The following is a 17,790-nucleotide window of genomic DNA, read 5'->3' as shown; positions in this document are numbered from 1 at the left end:
CTCGCGCGGGGACGACGGCTCACCCTGTGGCGCATGGCGACCTGTGAGGTATGTGGCAATCAGTACGGAATGACCTTCGAGGTGCACGCGCAGGGCGCGGTGCACGTCTTCGACTGCTTCTCCTGCGCGATCCACCGCATGGCCCCCATCTGCGAGCACTGCCGGGTGCAGATCATCGGCCAGGGCGTCGAGGTGGAGGGCCACTGGTACTGCGGCGCCCACTGCGCCCGCGCGGAGGGAAAGGCAGGAATTGTCGACAAGGTCTGAACCCGTACCCGACCGAATGCACCCCACGACCGAGTTGTACGGTCGTGGGGTGTACCGCTTCCTGATGTCCCGGCAGTGGGTGATCCTCACGCTGATCGCCCTGCTCCTCATCCCCACGATGATCAGGCTGGGCATCTGGCAGATGCACCGCTACGAGGAGCGCACCGCCCGGAATCAGCTGGTCACCGACGCGCTGGCGGCCGATCCGGTGCCCGTGGAGCAGCTGACCGCACCCGGGCACACCGTCACCAGCGCCGAGCGCTACCGCACGGTGACCGCGAAGGGCCGTTTCGACACGGAGGACGAGGTCGTCGTCCGGCGCCGTACCAACTCCGACGACGAGGTCGGCTACCACGTCCTGACCCCGTTCGTCCTGGACGACGGCAAGGTGCTGCTGGTCAACCGGGGCTGGATCCCCTCCGACGGCCCGAGCCAGACGACGTTCCCGAAGGTTCCCGCACCGCCGAGCGGCGAGGTCACCGTCAAGGGGCGGCTGATGCCCGACGAGACGACGGCGGCGAGCGGCATCAAGAACCTCCAGGGTCTGCCGGACCGGCAGATCATGCTGATCAACAGCGAACAGCAGGCCCGGCGCCTGGACGCCCGGGTGCTGGGCGGCTACATCGCCCAGACCGCCCCCGAGCCCCGGGGTGACCTCCCCGAGCTGCTGGGCAATCCCGGCAAGGAGGACGCGGCGCTGAACTACGCGTACGCCGTCCAGTGGTGGCTCTTCTCCGCGGCCGTCCCGGTCGGCTGGGTGGTCCTGGCCCGTCGCGAAGCCCGGGAGCGGGCGCAGAAGGCAGCCGAGGAATCCGGCACGACGGAGGCCGAGCCGGCGGCGGTCTAGACGCGGGCAGCGTGGATCCGGCCGCCTCGGCAGCCCGCCGCGCCCCGGTCGGCGACGGCACGTCACTCCCCCGGCCCCCGCCCTGATTGCCGCGGCGACTTGCCGGGAACCCGCACTGGGTGCCCAGCATCGAGGACTACGCGCTCATCGGCGACGAACAGACCGCGGCCCTGGTCGGTACGGACGGATCCGTCGACTGGCTGTGCCTGCCCCGCTTCGACTCGGCCGCATGCTTCGCGAGACTGCTCGGTGACGAGGACAACGGCTTCTGGCGCCTCGCCCCCGTGGGGGCGGACCGCTGCACCCGCCGCGCCTACCGCCGCGACACCCTCGTCCTGGACACCGAGTGGGAGACCGGGCAAGGGGCGGTCCGCGTCACCGATCTGATGCCCCAGCGCGACCGCGCCCCCGACCTGGTCCGCGTCGTCGAGGGCCTCGCGGGCGAGGTGACGCTGCACAGCGTCCTCAAGCTGCGCTTCGACTACGGTTCGATCATCCCCTGGGTGCGCAAGGCCGACGGCCACCGCGTCGCCGTCGCCGGCCCGGACTCGGCCTGGCTGCGCAGCGAGCCGGAGGTGACCAGCTGGGGCGAGGACTTCGGCACGCACGCCGAGTTCACCGTCAAGAAGGGGGAAAAGGTCGCCTTCGTCCTGACCTGGCACCCCTCCCACGAACCGCGCCCGCCGCTCGTCGACCCGTACGATGCACTCCGCCACAGTGTGGAGGACTGGCGGGCCTGGGTGTCGCGCTGCCGCTACGACGGCCCGTACCGGGACGCCGTCGTCCGCTCCCTGATCACTCTCAAGGCGCTCACCTACGCCCCCACGGGCGGCATCGTCGCCGCCCCCACCACCTCGCTGCCCGAGGAACCGGGCGGGGTGCGCAACTGGGACTACCGCTACTGCTGGCTGCGCGACTCCACCCTCACCTTGAACGCGCTGCTCGCAGCGGGCTACCAGGACGAGGCGGAGGCCTGGCGGAACTGGCTGCTGCGCGCGGTCGCGGGTGACCCGGCGGACCTGCAGATCATGTACGGCCTGGCGGGCGAACGCCGGCTGCCCGAGTTCGAACTGCCCTGGCTCTCCGGCTTCGTCGATTCCGCCCCCGTACGTGTCGGCAACGACGCCGTGAACCAGCTCCAGCTGGACGTCTACGGCGAGGTCATGGACTCCCTGTCGCTCGCCCGCGAGTCGGGCCTGTCCCCGCAGCCGGACGTGTGGGCGCTGCAGACGGCCCTGATGGACTTCCTGCGCACCCACTGGCAGCAGCCGGACGAGGGGCTGTGGGAGGTGCGCGGCGGCCGGCGGCAGTTCGTGCACTCGAAGGTGATGGTGTGGGTGGCCGCCGACCGTGCCGTACGCACCCTGGAGCGGCATCCGGAGCTGGACGGGGACCTGGACGGCTGGCGGGCACTGCGCGACGAGGTGCACGAGGAGGTGTGCGAGAAGGGCTACGACGCCGAGCGCAACACCTTCACGCAGTCCTACGGCTCACGCGAACTGGACGCCGCGCTGCTGCTCATCCCCCGCGTCGGATTCCTGCCGCCGGACGATCCGCGGGTGATCGGCACGATCGACGCGGTCCGCGCCGAGCTGGCCCACGGCGGCTTCCTGCGCCGCTACAGCACGGACGACGCCGAGGTCGACGGGCTGCCCGGCGGCGAGGGCGCCTTCCTGGTGTGCTCGTTCTGGCTCGCGGACGCCCTGTACATGACGGGCCGCACGAAGGAGGCCCGGGAGCTGTTCGAGCGGCTGGCGGGACTCGCCAACGACGTCGGGCTGCTGTCCGAGGAGTTCGACCCGCTGACCGGCCGGCACCTCGGCAACTTCCCCCAGGCCTTCAGTCACATCGGGCTGGTGAACACCGCCCTCGCCCTGTTCGGTGAGGACGGGGCAGGATAGGGACCATGGATCTTGGACTGAAGGACCGGGTGTACGTCGTCACCGGGGCCACCCGTGGCCTCGGCAACGCCACCGCGCGCGAGCTCGTCGCGGACGGGGCGAAGGTGGTCGTCTCGGGGCGTGACGAGAAGAGTGTCGCCGAGGCGGCGGCCGAGCTGGGACCGAACGCGGTCGGGGTGGCCGTCGACAACGCCGACCCGGAGGCGGCGGCCCGGCTGATCGGGGCCGCCCGGGAGCACTTCGGCCGTTTCAACGGTGTCCTCGTCAGCGTGGGCGGGCCGCCGGCCGGGTTCGTCGCGGACAACACGGACGAGCAGTGGCAGACGGCGTTCGAGTCCGTGTTCCTCGGTGCGGTACGGCTGGCCCGCGCCGCGGCCGCCGAGATGGAGGCCGGGGGCGTCATCGGGTTCGTGCTGTCCGGGTCCGTGTACGAACCGATCCCGGGGCTGACCATCTCCAACGGGCTGCGGCCGGGACTCGCGGGATTCGCCAAGTCGCTGTCCGACGAACTGGGGCCACGGGGCATCCGCGTGGTCGGTGTCCTGCCCGGGCGCATCGACACCGACCGGGTACGGCAGCTGGACGCGCTGTCGGCGGACCCCGAAGCGACCCGGGCCGCGTCGGAGTCGCGGATTCCGCTGCGGCGGTACGGGACCCCGGAGGAGTTCGGGCGGGTGGCGGCGTTCTTGCTGTCGCCGGCCGCTTCCTACCTGACCGGTGTGATGGTGCCCGTCGACGGGGGCGCACGCCACGGGTTCTGACCATTGCCGCCCGCGCGTCACGGGGCCGCCCGCGCCCACGCGTGTGGAGCGGCACCTCGGTCAGCCCCGCGCCCCTCGCGGCGCGCCCCGGGAGTGCGTCGTCAATTCACTCTCTCCGCGCCGTGCTTGACGCCCCGTAGGCGTACCTCCGCCGGAAGGGACCCGAGACCCGCCGATGTCTTCGCGTGGGCCAGGGCGCCGGTCGTGAAGTCGGTCAAGGCCGTCCCCGGGTCCACGTGCGGCTCCAGTGCGAGACGTACGTGGGCCTCCGGCGTGCTGCGGCGGCCCCTCAGGCGGGCGTGCGCCGCGTCCACACCGTCGACGTGGGCCGCCTCCTGGGTGAGGACGTCCTCCAGGGCCCTGCCCCGCAGCAGCGCGCCGTCGCCGTCACCGGTGTCGACGAGCACCTCGGCGAGGCGGCGCCGGCGCAGGACCGCGACGAGCCACCACAGGGCGAGCAGCAACAGGACGGCGAGAGCGGCGATCACCACCGGCCACCACCAGCCCTCGTCACTCCAGCGGGTGCGCTCGGCGTCGCTCAGCAGCACGTCGTGCTTGCTGTCGTGGATCCACCACGAGGGCACCGGCGCGCCCAGGCCGACGGCCAGGACGGAGCCGCCGAGCACCAGCAGGATCAGGCCCACCAGGCCGAGGAACACACGGTTGACGATCCTGAGCACCTTCGCTCACCCCTTCCGGCCGGGCCGCCGGACGCGCACCGACAGCGCGGGCGGCCGGGACAGCCCCAGTCCCCCGACCGCGTCGGCGAGCACGCCGTCCAGATCGGTCTTCACGTCGTCCACTTCCCGGAAGTGGGCCGTGGCGCGCACGTCGGCCCGCCGCCGGCGGACCCGTACCCGTGCCGACTGCACGCCGGCCACCTCCATGGCCCGGTCCCGCAGCGCGGTGGCGGCGGCGTCCCGGTGCAGTCCGGCACGGACCTCGGTGTGGGTGCGCCGCATCGGGAGGACGTCCCGCAGGCCGGGTGTGGCCGCCAGGATCAGCAGCCAGAGACCCAGGACGGCGGCGACCCCGGCGCCGACGAGCACCCAGGTGTCGTCGAGGGGCCGTTCGGCGAGTTGCTCCGCCAGTTCCCGTCGCCAGTACATGCCGGGCCGGCCGGCGCGCACGGAGACGATGTCGTAGAGGAAGAGCCCGGTCAGACCCACGAGCAGCAGGGCGACGATGCTCGCGGGGACGCGGCGCGCCGACCAGAAGCGGCCCTCGCGGCCGCCGTCGGCCCCGGATCCGGGCGGTGGCTCGTGGGCGTCCGAGGCGTCGGACCGGTCGGGTCCGTCGCCTTTCCTCGTCTCCTGCCCGTTCGTCCCGTGCTCGTCGAGGACGGGCAGGCGCTGTGTGGTGCCCTCGGGCGGCTGTGCGCCCTGGGGTTCGCTCATCGCGTCCTCCCCTGTGCCCCGCCGGACCCGGCGGCCAGGTGCAGCCGCTCCACCTGGACGACGACCTCCGGCACCTGCATGCCCACCAGGTCTCCCACCCGCTCGACCACATGGCGGCGCACCGTGCGGCAGCGGGCGCCGATGTCGCTGGGGTAGTCGAGTTCCACGTGGACCCGGACGTGGGCGACGTCGTGGTGGACGACGACGGACGCGGAGGGCCGGCCGGCGCCGGGCGGCAGGGTGCCGACGGCCTCGCGTGCCGCCTGCGAGGCGATCTTCGCGACGACCCGGTCGGCGATCCGCGTTCCGCCGCGCTCGCCCGGCGGGACGACGCTCAGGGGTCTGTCGAGCTCACCGGCCCCCGTACTCACGGGCGTCACCGCCGCCGTTCACGGACACGGAAGAAGTCGCCGAAGTCCATGTCCCCGTCCAGGAACCGGCCGACGACGAAGCCGACGGCGCCCAGCGCCGCCACCAGCACGAAGGCACCGAATCCGCCGAAATATCCGGCGAAGGCCAGCGCCATGCCGGCGATCATGCCGACCACGGCCATGCTCATGCGCTCCTCAGCTCCTCAGCCGCTGTGTTGTCCGATGGCCCGTGCCTCACTGGATCCGGCGCTCCGGTTCCTCTTCCTCCTCGTCCGGCAGCTTCACATCGCTCACCGCGATGTTGACCTCGACGACTTCGAGGCCGGTCATCCGCTCGACGGCGGTGATGACGTTCTCCCGTACGCCCCGCGCCACGTCGGCGATCGACACGCCGTACTCCACGACGATCTCCAGGTCGAGGGCGGCCTGTACCTCACCGACCTCGGCCTTCACCCCGCGCGTCACCGACTTGGCGCCGCCGGGCACCCGGTCGCGCACGGCACCGAAGGTCCGGGACATGCCGCTGCCCATGGCGTGCACGCCGTCGACGTCACGTGCGGCCAGCCCGGCGATCTTCTCCACGACGCCGTCCGCGATGGTCGTCCGGCCCCGGGAGCCCGGGTCTCCCCCCTCGCGCTTGACCAGCGGGCTCCTGCGTGCCGCCGGCGTGTCGGACTCCCCGCCCCGGGTCTCGGTCGTGTCAGTCATCGCCGTACGTCCCTTCGGTCGTCGTCCTTGGACCACCGTAAGCACGGTTACGCGGGAGCGCGCCTCTGATGCGGCAGGCTGGTGTAATGACGGCCGACCGATGGGCGCAGGTAGTGAGACATCAGCTGGGAATCGGCAGGCTTCTGCCGTTGGGTGACGCGCGCGACGGCGCGTGGATCGCGGAGCGGGCCGCGGAGGAGGTGCTGAGGCGTGCGGCGTGGGACGCGCCGGGTGTGCGCCTCGGCATGCTCCGGATCGCGGTCGCCGACACGGCGGACACCGCCGAGCCGGCCGTACCGGCTCCGCCGAGTGCGCTGCCGCCCGGGCCGATGCGGGTGACGGCGGAGTTCGGCGCGACGGCCTCGCAGCCCCTGCCGGCGACGGCGACCCTGCTGCGGGAGACGCTGGCGACCGCGGCGGAACAGCGGCTGGGCCTGACGGTGACCGAGGTGGACCTGCGGGTGACGGGGCTGCTGGACGAGGGCGAGGAGGGGCCTGCGGAGCGCACCCCGGGCTCTCCCGAACTGCCGGTCGCCGCGCAGGCCAAGGGCTCCGACGAGGCCCGGGCGGCCGCCGCCGCGCTCGGCGTCCCGGGTGTGCTCCATCTGACCGGCACGCTGGGCCACCCGGTGCACATCGAGCTGCTGTTCCCCGAGGGTGCAGCGCTGCCCCACCGCCATGTGCGGCTGGAGTTGGCGGTGGGCTCGGACCGGCGGACCCGGGACGTGGCCCGCGAGGTCCGGACGATGGTCAGGCGGACGCTGTCGGATCACCCGACGGTGGCGGTCGTGGTGAGCGCGATCGGCTGACCGCGTTTCAGGCTCCCACCCGGCCGTGCCGCGCCGATGCGAGCGCGATTCGGCCGACCGCGTTTCAGGCCCCGCCGTGGCGCCTCGCGGGCGCCAAGGCGGCGGCTCGGGTCGCGTTCGGCGGGCTCAGTCCTCGATGCCCGCGAGGTCCCGCAGCCTGCGGGCCTGGGACTGGCGCTCGGCCGCGCGCTGCTCCTCGAAGGTGCGGTCCTGGGCGCCGCGCAGCAGGGCCTTGGTCTCGATGACCGCGTCGCGGGGCGCGGCGAGCACGGCCGAGACGAGGTCGCGGACCGTGTCGTCCAGCTGGCCGGCGGGCACGGCAAGGCTGGCCAGACCGGTGTTCACGGCCTCCTCGGCCGTGACGAAGCGCCCGGTCACGCAGATCTCCAGCGCGCGGGCGTATCCGACGAGTCCCACCAGCGGGTGCGTGCCCGTCAGGTCGGGCACGAGTCCGAGGCTGGTCTCGCGCATGGCGAACTGCACGTCGTCGGCGACGACGCGCAGGTCGCAGGCGAGGGCGAGCTGGAAGCCCGCCCCGATGGCATGTCCCTGGACAGCGGCGACGGAGACGATGTCGCTGCGCCGCCACCAGGTGAACGCCTCCTGGTATTCGGCGATGGTCGCGTCCAACTCGGCGTCGGCGCCGCGTGCGAGGTCGATGAACGACGGTTCGCCGTCGAAGCCCTCGGGCGTGAACGCCTGTCGGTCGAGTCCGGCCGAGAAGGACTTGCCCTCGGCCCGCAGCACCACGACGCGGACGGAGCCCGGCAACTGCCGCCCGGCCTCGGTCAATGCCCGCCACAGAGCGGGGCTCTGCGCGTTGCGCTTGTCCGGGTTGGTCAGCGTCACCGTGGCGATCGCGTCGTCGACGGTGAGCCGTACGCCGTCCTTGTCGAGTACGGGAACGAGGTCCTTGTCGGGCGAAGCCATGGAACGCCTCCGATGTGTGCGGTCAGCTAAGTGACTGCACAGTAACCACCCGGCCGATCAGTCGACCGACCGGGTGGCCACCATCGAAGCCGAGGGGCCACCCGGGGTCAGGCCGTGGCCTTTTTGCCCCGGGTCGCCCCGCCACGCCCTCGCAGCGTGACGCCCGACTCACTGAGCATGCGGTGCACAAAGCCATACGAGCGGCCGGTTTCCTCGGCCAACGCCCGGATGCTCGCACCGGCGTCGTACTTCTTCTTCAGGTCTGCCGCGAGCTTGTCGCGCGCGGCGCCGGTCACCCGGCTGCCCTTCTTCAGAGTCTCGGCCACCCGTGCCTCCTCATGGGAAGTGCGCTCTGGTCTCCTCATGATCACCCCTCCGGGCCTTCCTGGCCACCCATTCGGCAAGGTCCGTGAGACAAGGTTGTGACGACGGGAGCACCTCCCCACATGCGGAATGCGGAATTCCGATGAGTGCTGTCCGTACGGCCGAACGGATGGTGGAGGAAAAGGCCAGGTCAGAAAGGCGGCGCGGTCGAGCCCGGAAGAATCGGGGGCTCGGCCGCGAAATCGATGTAGGACACACCTCGGTACGAGGAGATCTCACACAGATGATGGATCACCGTTGGGCCGAATGATCCATACGCCGTTGATCACGCATTCGATCAAGCGCCGCTGCCGCTCAGGCCAGGGCGACGAGATCCGCGTAGTCGGCGCCCCACAGGTCCTCGACACCGTCCGGCAGCAGGATGATCCGTTCCGGCTGGAGCGCCTCGACCGCGCCCTCGTCGTGCGTGACCAGGACGACCGCGCCCTTGTAGGTGCGCAGCGCGCCGAGGATCTCCTCGCGGCTGGCCGGGTCGAGGTTGTTGGTCGGCTCGTCGAGGAGCAGCACGTTGGCCGACGACACCACGAGGGTGGCCAGCGCGAGACGCGTCTTCTCGCCGCCGGAGAGCACCCCGGCCGGCTTGTCGACGTCGTCGCCGGAGAACAGGAACGAGCCGAGCGTCTTGCGGACCTCGACCAGGTCCAGGTCGGGGGCGGCCGAGCGCATGTTCTCCAGGACCGTGCGCTCGGGGTCGAGGGTCTCGTGCTCCTGGGCGTAGTAGCCGAGCTTGAGGCCGTGGCCCTGGATGACCTTGCCGGTGTCGGGCTCCTCCGCCCCGCCCAGGAGGCGGAGCAGGGTGGTCTTGCCGGCGCCGTTGAGGCCGAGGATGACGACGCGCGAGCCCTTGTCGATGGCCAGATCGACGTCGGTGAAGATCTCCAGCGATCCGTAGGACTTCGACAGGCCCTCGGCCATCAGCGGGGTCTTGCCGCACGGGGAGGGCTCGGGGAAGCGCAGCTTGGCGACCTTGTCGGACTTCCGCTCGGCCTCCAGGCCGGCCAACAGCTTGTCCGCCCGGCGGGCCATGTTCTGCGCGGCGACGGTCTTGGTGGCCTTGGCCCGCATCTTGTCGGCCTGCGAATGCAGCGCGGAGGCCTTCTTCTCGGCGTTCTGCCGCTCGCGCTTGCGGCGCTTCTCGTCGGCCTCGCGCTGCTGCTGGTACAGCCTCCAGCCCATGTTGTAGATGTCGATCTGGGCGCGGTTGGCGTCCAGGTAGAACACCTTGTTGACGACCGTCTCGACGAGGTCGACGTCGTGGGAGATGACGATGAAGCCGCCGCGGTAGGTCTTCAGGTAGTCGCGCAGCCAGACGATCGAGTCGGCGTCGAGGTGGTTGGTGGGCTCGTCGAGCAGCAGGGTGTCCGCGTCGGAGAACAGGATGCGGGCCAGCTCGATACGGCGGCGCTGACCACCGGAGAGGGTGTGCAGGGGCTGGCTCAGCACCCGGTCGGGCAGGTTCAGCGCGGCGGCGATGGTGGCGGCCTCGGCCTCGGCGGCGTACCCGCCCTTGGTGAGGAACTCCGTCTCCTGGCGCTCGTACTGCTTGAGCGCCTTCTCCCGGGTGGCGCCCTGGCCGTTGGCGATGCGCTGCTCGTTGTCGCGCATCTTGCGGATCAGGACGTCCAGGCCGCGCGCGGAGAGGATGCGGTCGCGGGCCAGGACGTCGAGGTCGCCGGTGCGGGGGTCCTGCGGGAGGTAGCCGACCTCGCCGGAGCGGGTGATGCTGCCGCCGGCGGGCATGCCCTCGCCCGCCAGGCACTTGGTGAGGGTGGTCTTCCCCGCGCCGTTGCGGCCGACCAGGCCGATGCGGTCGCCTTTGGCGATGCGGAACGAGGCGTTTTCGATGAGGACGCGGGCACCGGCACGCAGCTCGATACCGGAGGCGGAGATCACGGACAGACTCCAGGGCGGATACGGGGGCGGGATGGACGAATCAGGGGGTGCCGCACGTAGCGCGCCGTTGGAAGGGCGGTGGCGGGCGACGGGCGGGCGTTCCCGCCGTCTAATGCGCGAGGAGAATGGCCATGGGGGACAGTCTAACGGGGGCGTGCAACCACTTTTTCTGTGTGCGGGTGTTCGATCACCGGCGGCCGGACGCGGGGCCGTCGCCGGGGGCCGGTGGAACACTGAGGGCGAGAGCCCCGCGAGACACGAGGAGGTGATCGCCATGGCAGGCACGTCCGGCGGGCGTCCCAGCGTCTACCCGACGCTGTTGTACGCGGACGCCAAGGCGGCGATCCGGCAGCTCACGGAGGCCTTCGGCTTCACGGAGCTGTCGGTGTACGAGGGCGAGGACGGCTCGGTGCTGCACGCCGAGCTGGCGCAGGGCCACGGCGCGGTGATGGTCGGCAGCAAGGGCCGGGGCGGCCTGTTCGACACGGCGATGAAGAACGCGGGCACCACGGGGGTGTACGTGGTGGTGGACGACGTCGACGGGCATCACCGCCACGCCGTGGAGCACGGCGTGGAGGTGCTGATGCCCCCGACGGACCAGGACTACGGTTCGCGGGACTACATGGCCCGCGACCTCGAGGGCAATGTGTGGAGCTTCGGGACGTACGCGCCGGAGATCACGACGGGCTGACGTCCCGCTGCCTCCCGCTGCCCCGGCTCCTCTAGCCGCCGCCGGTGTGCACCTGGAAGGCGGCCCGGCGGACCGCCTTGGCCAGGGCCGGGTCGGGGTGTGCGGCGGCGAGGGCGACCAGCACCTGCACGGTGCGCGGGTGCCCCACGGCGCGTACCTCGTCCAGGAGCCTCGGCACGGTCGGCTGCACCGCCGACTCCAGGTGGCGCACCAGCAGCGGCGCCTCACCGTGGTCGGCGACGGCGGCGGCGGTGTCCACCCACAGCCATGTGGCCTCCTCGCGGGTGAGGACCTCGTGGGCGTCCTCGGGGTCGGCGCCGTCGTGCTCGGCCAGCCACAGCAGCGCGTACGGCCTGAGCGTGGGCTCGTCCAGCGCGCCGCGGACGTCCGGCTCGGCGGGGGCGCCGACCACGCGCAGCGCCTCGAAGGCGAGGCCGCGCAGCAGGGCGTCCTCACCGCGGGCGGCATCGAGGAGTTCGGTGACGGCGCTGCCGACCGGGCGGGCGGCGAGCCAGGCGCGGTACTCGGCGCGCGCCGCGTTCGGGCGCAGCTGGGCGCAGCCGCGGAGCATGTCCTCGGCGGCCTGCTCGATGTTCCCGGCGGGGCTCTGCGCGGCGACGCAGATCTGCTCCAGTTTGACCCAGACGGCCCAGCTGCCGAGCGGGGTGAGGGTGGCCTGGCCGTCGCCGTAGGTGAGGGCGCCGACGGAGGCGAGGGCGCGCAGGGCCCAGTCGAGCAGCGGGGCGAGCGGGGCGTCGGTGTGCTCCGGTTCGGCCTGCGGCTCGGGCTGGGGGCCGTAGGGGATCTCGCAGCGGGCGGTCCGCAGCTCGGTGACCCGCTGCTCCAGCAGGTCCAGGAGCTGCTCCACGGGGACGGGCCCGGCGGACAGCTGGAGGAAGGAGAGCGCCTGCGGCATGGCCGAGACGACCTCGGCGACGGCGGCGGGCTCGTGCCGGGCCGGCTCGGGGTGGGCGAGCGACCAGGCGTCGAAGAGCGCGACCCAGCCGCGCAGCACGGCACTGTCGTCGCGGTTCCAGGCGCGCAGCCGCCACCCGGGGCGGGCGCTGTCGCCGTGCACCTCGACGAGGCCGGCGAGACGCGCTGTGTCCCAGTCGGCTCTGACCTGAGCCGCGGTCAGGCCCAGATCGCGGGCGGCCCGTTCGGCGGTCGCGTCGGAGAGGGTGGCTTTGCCGTCGTCGGTGGCGCTGTCCCGGCCGGGGCCGAGCGCGGCGTCCGCCCAGCGGGCGACGCGGGCCGCGCCGGCAAGGCCTGAGCGAGCCATTCTGGCCAGCTCCGCCGGTGCCGGGGTGCCCTCCGGGGGGCGCGGCGCGGGGCGGCGCGAGCGCCGCTGGTTCATCGCTGGAGGGGCGGCGGCCAGGGGTCGCGGGCGGACGAGTCGAAGCCTGGAGTCGCGCGGGATACGGGACGTCACGGGGGCAGTCTTCCGGTTGACGGTCCGAAAACCCAAACGGAATGTCACGGCGGGCGACGGGGATGGCCAACGCACCGGCTCCCGGGAGTGGTCGAGGGCCGGGAACCGGCCAGTGGTACGACGCTAAACGGAATCGTGGCGACCGGTCCGCGAGGAGCGGGAGGACATGTGGTTGCGAGAGGGCGAAGGGGGGCTGAACGCAGGGTGCACGCAAGTCCGCCGGACGAGGCGCGGCGGCGGGCGCCCCGGAGGCGTCACACCAGGGGCGTCAGGAAGCGCCGCAGCGCCTCCTCGTAGCCGTCCGGGTCGGCGTTCCACATGGCGCCGTGCGGAGCGTCGGCGACGGTGCGCAGGGCGACCAGGTCGGGGCGGGCGGCGGCGAGCCGGCGCGACGGCTGCCAGGGGGCCACGGTGTCACCCGGCCCGTGGAGGACGAGCGCCGGGACGCGCAGCCCGTCGGCCGGGGCCGTGCCCGCGGCGCGGTCGCCGCTCAGACCGGTGCGGCCCTGGGCGGCGCGGACCGCGAGGGGCAGCAGCGGGCCCGGGGTGCGGCGGGCCGAGGCGAGGGCGCGCAGGGTGGTCTCCCAGCTGAGCACCGGGGAGTCCAGGACGAGCCCGCTGACACGGTCGCGCAGCTCCGAGTGCGCTGCGGCGTGCAGGGCCATGGTGGCGCCGGTGGACCAGCCGTGCAGGACGACCTGCCGGGCCCCGTGGCGCACGGCGTGGCGGATCGCCGCGTCGACGTCGCGCCACTCGTTCTGGCCGAGGTGGTTCAGGCCGTCGGGCGGGCGCGGCGCGCCCAGATCGCCGCGGTAGGCCAGGGCGAGCACCGGGAAGTGGCTGCGGTGCAGGAACCCCATGACGTTCAGGGCCAGTTCCCGGGTGGTGCCCAGGCCGTGCACGGCGATCACCCAGGTGGTCCGCTTGCCCGGCACGAACCACGCGGGCAGGGCGCCGAGTTCGCCGGGGACGTCGACGTCGGCGTGTTCGAGTCCGAGGGCCGTGCCGGGGTCGCCGACATGCACGTTCGGCGTGAGCCACACCTTGTCCCCGGACCTCAGCGTGCCGTGCGTGACGCTCTCCAGGCGGCGCACGACGGTGTCGGCGGGGTGCTGGACGCCGGTCAGGACGGGGCCGACGACGGCATGGGAGCCGTCGCCGGAGAGGCCGTAACGGCCGGGGCGCAGGGCGGCGAGGTCCCGGGTGAGGCGGATCTGCCCGGCGGCGGTGCCGTGCACGGTGAGCCGGGGTTCGGTGGGCAGGGGCCTGCCGGGGGGCGCCTTGAGCGCGGCGTCGCTGGCGAGCCGGCCGGCGGCCACCGCGGCGGCACCGGCCCCGATCACGGCGGTGACGGCAGCGGCCGTCGCTTTGGCAGTGCGCACGGCTCCAGTGTCCCGGCGGACGGCGCGGGCGACCAGTGGGAGGGAGCCGGGGGTGAGCTCCGCGGCCGGGTGCCGGAGCGGACCGGGGCGTGGGGACGGCTCAGCCGCGCTGGCCGTAGCCGCGCAGGCGCTCCTCCACCTCCGTCAGCTGCTCCCGGGACAGCAGGCTCGGGGTCAGTCCGGGCACCGAGGAGGCGGTGAGCCACAGGCGGCACATCCACTCCAGCTGGGCGGTGCGGTCGTACGCCTGGGCGAGGGTGCTTCCGTGGGTGAGGGTGCCATGGTTCTGGAGGAGGCACCCGGAGCGGCCGGAGAGGGCCCGGAGCGTGTTCTCGGCCAACTCGTCGCTGCCGTAGGGGGCGTACGGGGCGACCCGGACGGGGCCGCCGAGCGCGGCGGCCATGTAGTGGATCAGCGGGAGCTCGGTCACGAGCGTCGAGACGGCCGTCGCGTGCACGGCGTGGGTGTGCACGACGGCCAGTGCGCCGGTCGTGCGATAGACGGCGAGGTGCATGGGCAGCTCGCTGGTCGGGACGAGGGTGCCGAGGACCTGCCGGCCGTCGAGGTCGACGCCGGTCACGTCGTCGGGCGTCAGCCGGTCGTAGGGGACGCCGGACGGCGTGACCAGGACGGTGTCCCCGACGCGCACCGAGACGTTGCCGGACGTGCCGACGACGAGTCCGTCGGAGACCGTCCGGCGGGCCGTCGTGACGAGGTCGTCCCAGGCGCGGGCCTCCTCGGGTCGCGCGGCCCCGCGGCGTGACTCCCCCGGACCCACGCTCCCCAGTCCCTCGGCGCGCCCCAGCCCCTGTGCGCTCCCCCGCACCCCCGTGCTCCCCCGCACGTCCGCCGTGCTCCGCTCGTCGCCCCGCTGCTCAGCCATGCCGCGATCCTGCCAGGCGGCGCCTCGGTGCGCCGCGGAAGCGGGGTATTTCGTACACAACGACGGCGGCGCCCCCGGCGGGTGACCGGTGCCTCTTCGACGGGTCACCCGAAGGGGTGAAGTGGCTCGCCCCCGGTAGCCGGCCCCCGGGCCCAGGAGGGCCGGTACGGGGCGGAATGCCGGCCCCCTGTTGCGGTCACCCCTGCGCCCCTCCCAGTTCATCTTCCGTTCACCCAGGTTCCCTACGTTCATCGAGCCAACAACCTCGAACGATTGCCTGGGTAAATGGAAAGCTTCTCGCTGATCCTCGCGATTGTGGTGGTAACCGCACTCGCGTTCGATTTCACGAACGGTTTCCACGACACCGCGAACGCGATGGCCACCACCATTTCCACGGGCGCCATGAAGCCCAAGGTTGCGGTGGCCATGTCCGCGGTCCTCAACCTGGTCGGCGCCTTCCTGTCCGTCGAAGTCGCCAACACGATCTCCAAAGGCCTCGTCGACGAGGCCGGCATCCGTCCCGAGGTCATCTTCGCCGCCCTGGTCGGCGCGATCCTCTGGAACCTGCTGACCTGGCTGGTGGGTCTGCCCTCCAGCTCCTCCCACGCCCTCATGGGCGGTCTGATCGGCGCCACGATCGCCTCGGCGGGCGTCGGCGCGGTCCACGGGGACGTGCTGGTCACCAAGGTGCTGATCCCGGCGATCGCCGCCCCGCTGGTCGCGGGCATCGCGGCGATGCTCGCCACGCGGCTGACCTACGCCCTCGGCAGCAAGGCCGAGGACAAGGCGTCCAAGAAGGGCTACCGGGCCGGCCAGATCGCCTCCGCGGGCCTGGTCTCGCTGGCCCACGGCACCAACGACGCGCAGAAGACCATGGGTGTCATCACCCTCGCCCTGGTCGCCGGCGGCGCCGTCGCGCCCGACTCGGACCCGCCCATGTGGGTCATCCTCTCGGCGGGTCTCGCCATCGCGCTCGGCACCTACCTGGGCGGCTGGCGCATCATCCGCACCATGGGCAAGGGACTGACCGACCTCCAGCCGCAGCAGGGCTTCGCCGCCCAGACCTCCGCGGCCACCGTCATCCTGGCCTCCTCGCACCTCGGTTTCTCCCTCTCCACGACGCACTCCGTGTCCGGTTCGGTGATGGGTGCCGGGCTCGGCCGCAAGGGCGGCGTGGTCCGCTGGTCCACCGCGACGCGGATGTTCGTCGCGTGGGGTCTGACGCTGCCGGCGGCGGCCCTGGTGGGCGCTCTCGCCGAGTACGTCACCGGCTTCGGCAGCTGGGGCACCGCCGTGGTGGCCGTCTTCCTCGTCGCCTCCAGCGCGGCGATCTGGAAGCTCTCGCGGCGTGAGGTCGTCGACCACACCAACGTCAACGACACCGAGGACACCGTGGAGGCGGAGCCTGCCGGTGTGGTGACCACGGCGATCGCCGCGGTGACACCGCCGCCGGCGGGAGGTGCGGCCACGGCGCCGGAGGACCCGGTCCCCTCGTTCCCGTCGCAGGCCACCGCCGAGCGCACGCCGACCACGACCACCACGGTCTGACCCGCCACCGGTTACAGGGAAGAGTTACTGAGATGAAGATCGACTGGGCGGCCCTCGGCTCCGTCTTCGGCGTCAGCCTTGTGGTCACCGTGGCCCTCGTCGGCCTGTTCACCCTCGGCATCACCGGCCTGTCGCGCCGCGAGCGGGCGGTGGCGCAGGGCGGGTCCGCGAGCCTCGCCGTCACCGGCGCGTACGCGTGCTTCGCGGCGTGTGCGGCGGCCGTGGGGTACGGGATCTATCTGATCGTGGCCTGACGGCCCGACCGATCGCACGTCGTGTCCGCCGGGCGGTACGGGACTTCGGTCCCGTGCCGCCCGGTCGTCATGTGAGGGCGGGGGCGATGTGGGGTTCTCCACACTCTCCCCGCGCAGGTCAACGGCAAGTTGACGGCGGTTCCCGGCCGTGGTGGACTGCCGGGGCCAGTACGGCGGCAGGAGAGGAAGCCGGTGCGAGTCCGGCGCGGTCCCGCCACTGTCACCGGGGTAGCGATCCCCGGGAGCCAGGAACTCTCACCGCCGGTCTCGTCGAACCAGGGCGTGGACACCCTGAGTGAGGACACACATCGCCATGCGCGGCTGCCGATCGAGGTTCAACACCCCACCCCTGCCCGCCCCCAAGGCCGGCTGAGCCCATGGGTGCCGGTCGCGTCTTCGCGTACGGCGCCGCCGCCGGTCTGATCGGTGACCTGCTGCTCGGTGATCCTCGCCGGGGGCATCCGGTCGCCGCGTTCGGACGGGCCGCGGGTGCCGTGGAACGGGTGCTGTGGCGGGACCACCGCGGGTGGGGCGCGCTGCACACCGCCGTGTGTGCCGGAGGGGCCGTCGCCCTCGGATCCGTCGCCGCGCGTGCCGTGCGGACCTCCCCCGTCGCCTCCGTCGCCCTGACCGGAGCCGCCACCTGGGCCGTCGTCGGGGGGACTTCACTCGCCCGGGAGGCGCGGACCATCGGGCGTGCCCTGGAGGCCGGGGACGTCGAAGCGGCCCGGGCACGGCTGCCGCACCTGTGCGGCCGGGACCCGCAGGCCCTCGGCGCCGACGGCATGGCCCGGGCCGTGGTCGAGTCCGTCGCCGAGAACACCTCCGACGCGGTGGTGGGGGCGCTGGTGTGGGGGGCCGTCGGCGGAGTGCCGGGGCTGCTCGGCTTCCGGGCCGTCAACACCCTGGACGCCATGGTCGGGCACAAGTCGGCCCGTTACCGCCGCTACGGATGGGCCTCCGCGCGGCTGGACGACCTCGCGGGGTGGCCGGGAGCGCGGCTGACCGCAGTGCTCGCCACCCTGGCCGGGCCGGACCCGCGGGGGGCCGTGCGGGCCTGGCGGACCGACGCGGCGAAGCATCCGAGTCCCAACGCCGGGCCCGTGGAGGCCTCGTTCGCGGGGGCGCTCGGGGTGCGGCTCGGCGGGACCCTCTCCTACGGCGGGCGGGTGGAGCACCGGCCCGTGCTGAACACGCAAGGGCGTGCCGTCGGCACGCACGACGTCGAACGGGCCGTGCGGCTGTCGAAGCGCGTCACCTGGCTCGCGCTCGGAGCGTGCGCCGGTCTGCGGTTGCTGATGAGCGCCCGGTCATCGAACAGGGGGACATGAC

Annotated in this window: 20 protein-coding genes and 1 riboswitch; of the genes, 9 read left to right on the top strand and 11 right to left on the bottom strand. The window is 72.9% G+C overall.

All coding sequences use genetic code 11. The features are described 5' to 3' along the window. Positions 1-33 precede the first annotated feature (33 nt). The 4 genes from ADK65_RS15790 to ADK65_RS15775 all read left to right on the top strand — a co-directional run bounded on the left by ADK65_RS15790 (position 34) and on the right by ADK65_RS15775 (position 3,776). Complete coding sequence (locus ADK65_RS15790; RefSeq protein ID WP_078615365.1) at positions 34-267, top strand: hypothetical protein; 234 nt, start codon at positions 34-36, stop codon at positions 265-267. Positions 268-316: 49 nt separating this feature from the next. Then, positions 317-1,114 (top strand): SURF1 family protein, encoded by a 798-nt coding sequence (locus ADK65_RS15785; RefSeq protein WP_199825642.1) that lies wholly within the window; start codon positions 317-319, stop codon positions 1,112-1,114. Positions 1,115-1,233: 119 nt separating this feature from the next. Beyond that, positions 1,234-3,015, top strand: coding sequence for a glycoside hydrolase family 15 protein (locus ADK65_RS15780; RefSeq protein WP_053670770.1), 1,782 nt, complete (start codon positions 1,234-1,236; stop codon positions 3,013-3,015). A gap of 5 nt (positions 3,016-3,020) precedes the next feature. Next, complete coding sequence (locus tag ADK65_RS15775; RefSeq protein WP_053670769.1) at positions 3,021-3,776, top strand: SDR family oxidoreductase; 756 nt, start codon at positions 3,021-3,023, stop codon at positions 3,774-3,776. 101 nt (positions 3,777-3,877) lie between these two features. Here the strand turns inward: ADK65_RS15775 and amaP are convergent, their stop codons facing one another. The 5 genes from amaP to ADK65_RS15750 are packed head-to-tail and all read right to left on the bottom strand — an operon-like array spanning position 3,878 to position 6,252. Then, entirely contained in the window at positions 3,878-4,456 is a 579-nt protein-coding gene (amaP, locus tag ADK65_RS15770; RefSeq protein WP_053670768.1) for an alkaline shock response membrane anchor protein AmaP, read from the bottom strand. A gap of 6 nt (positions 4,457-4,462) precedes the next feature. Continuing rightward, positions 4,463-5,173, bottom strand: coding sequence for a DUF6286 domain-containing protein (locus ADK65_RS15765; RefSeq protein ID WP_053670767.1), 711 nt, complete (start codon positions 5,171-5,173; stop codon positions 4,463-4,465). Continuing rightward, positions 5,170-5,553 carry a hypothetical protein gene (locus ADK65_RS15760; RefSeq protein ID WP_053670766.1) on the bottom strand — a complete coding sequence of 128 codons (384 nt, stop codon included), beginning with the start codon at positions 5,551-5,553 and terminating at the stop codon, positions 5,170-5,172. Before ADK65_RS15760 ends, ADK65_RS15765 begins: the two co-directional genes overlap by 4 nt. Then, positions 5,550-5,732 (bottom strand): hypothetical protein, encoded by a 183-nt coding sequence (locus ADK65_RS15755; RefSeq protein WP_033310926.1) that lies wholly within the window; start codon positions 5,730-5,732, stop codon positions 5,550-5,552. Before ADK65_RS15755 ends, ADK65_RS15760 begins: the two co-directional genes overlap by 4 nt. 46 nt (positions 5,733-5,778) lie before the next feature. Then, positions 5,779-6,252 (bottom strand): Asp23/Gls24 family envelope stress response protein, encoded by a 474-nt coding sequence (locus ADK65_RS15750; RefSeq protein WP_053670765.1) that lies wholly within the window; start codon positions 6,250-6,252, stop codon positions 5,779-5,781. 86 nt (positions 6,253-6,338) lie between these two features. On the opposite strand from ADK65_RS15750, the gene ADK65_RS15745 reads away from it, so the two are divergent. Then, entirely contained in the window at positions 6,339-7,061 is a 723-nt protein-coding gene (locus ADK65_RS15745) for a hypothetical protein (protein WP_053670764.1), read from the top strand. 126 nt (positions 7,062-7,187) lie between these two features. Here ADK65_RS15745 and ADK65_RS15740 read toward each other — a convergent pair whose 3' ends face one another. From ADK65_RS15740 to ADK65_RS15730, 3 genes are all read right to left on the bottom strand, one after another. Further along, a complete protein-coding gene (locus ADK65_RS15740) occupies positions 7,188-7,991 on the bottom strand; it encodes an enoyl-CoA hydratase/isomerase family protein (protein ID WP_053670763.1) in 804 nt (267 codons plus the stop codon). 107 nt (positions 7,992-8,098) lie between these two features. After that, entirely contained in the window at positions 8,099-8,317 is a 219-nt protein-coding gene (locus ADK65_RS15735; RefSeq protein ID WP_010037790.1) for a helix-turn-helix domain-containing protein, read from the bottom strand. 352 nt (positions 8,318-8,669) lie between these two features. Next, positions 8,670-10,268, bottom strand: a complete 1,599-nt coding sequence (locus ADK65_RS15730) for an ABC-F family ATP-binding cassette domain-containing protein (protein ID WP_053670762.1) — start codon at positions 10,266-10,268, stop codon at positions 8,670-8,672. 274 nt (positions 10,269-10,542) lie between these two features. Here ADK65_RS15730 and ADK65_RS15725 point away from each other — a divergent pair, with 274 nt between their 5' ends. Continuing rightward, positions 10,543-10,959, top strand: a complete 417-nt coding sequence (locus tag ADK65_RS15725; protein WP_053670761.1) for a VOC family protein — start codon at positions 10,543-10,545, stop codon at positions 10,957-10,959. A gap of 31 nt (positions 10,960-10,990) precedes the next feature. Here the strand turns inward: ADK65_RS15725 and ADK65_RS15720 are convergent, their stop codons facing one another. From ADK65_RS15720 to ADK65_RS15710, 3 genes are all read right to left on the bottom strand, one after another. Further along, entirely contained in the window at positions 10,991-12,391 is a 1,401-nt protein-coding gene (locus ADK65_RS15720; protein ID WP_199825641.1) for a hypothetical protein, read from the bottom strand. A gap of 254 nt (positions 12,392-12,645) precedes the next feature. Then, complete coding sequence (locus tag ADK65_RS15715) at positions 12,646-13,773, bottom strand: alpha/beta hydrolase family protein (RefSeq protein ID WP_053670759.1); 1,128 nt, start codon at positions 13,771-13,773, stop codon at positions 12,646-12,648. Between the two features lie 100 nt (positions 13,774-13,873). Next, positions 13,874-14,656 carry a class II aldolase/adducin family protein gene (locus tag ADK65_RS15710; RefSeq protein WP_078955987.1) on the bottom strand — a complete coding sequence of 261 codons (783 nt, stop codon included), beginning with the start codon at positions 14,654-14,656 and terminating at the stop codon, positions 13,874-13,876. Between the two features lie 285 nt (positions 14,657-14,941). Here ADK65_RS15710 and ADK65_RS15705 point away from each other — a divergent pair, with 285 nt between their 5' ends. The 3 genes from ADK65_RS15705 (at position 14,942) to ADK65_RS15695 (ending at position 17,789) form a co-directional block, all read left to right on the top strand. Further along, positions 14,942-16,204: an inorganic phosphate transporter gene (locus tag ADK65_RS15705; RefSeq protein ID WP_053670758.1), complete on the top strand. Its 1,263-nt coding sequence runs from the start codon at positions 14,942-14,944 to the stop codon at positions 16,202-16,204. A gap of 32 nt (positions 16,205-16,236) precedes the next feature. After that, positions 16,237-16,458 carry a hypothetical protein gene (locus ADK65_RS15700; RefSeq protein ID WP_053670757.1) on the top strand — a complete coding sequence of 74 codons (222 nt, stop codon included), beginning with the start codon at positions 16,237-16,239 and terminating at the stop codon, positions 16,456-16,458. Positions 16,459-16,639: 181 nt separating this feature from the next. Then, positions 16,640-16,713, top strand: a riboswitch (cobalamin riboswitch). Positions 16,714-16,835: 122 nt separating this feature from the next. Continuing rightward, positions 16,836-17,789: a cobalamin biosynthesis protein gene (locus ADK65_RS15695; RefSeq protein ID WP_053670756.1), complete on the top strand. Its 954-nt coding sequence runs from the start codon at positions 16,836-16,838 to the stop codon at positions 17,787-17,789. The last annotated feature ends 1 nt before the right edge of the window (position 17,790 follow it).

This window comes from Streptomyces sp. NRRL B-1140 (genome assembly GCF_001280065.1).
GTDB lineage: Bacteria > Actinomycetota > Actinomycetes > Streptomycetales > Streptomycetaceae > Streptomyces.
Note: the sequence above shows the minus strand (reverse complement) of the source record. Positions and strands in the feature narration are given on the sequence as shown.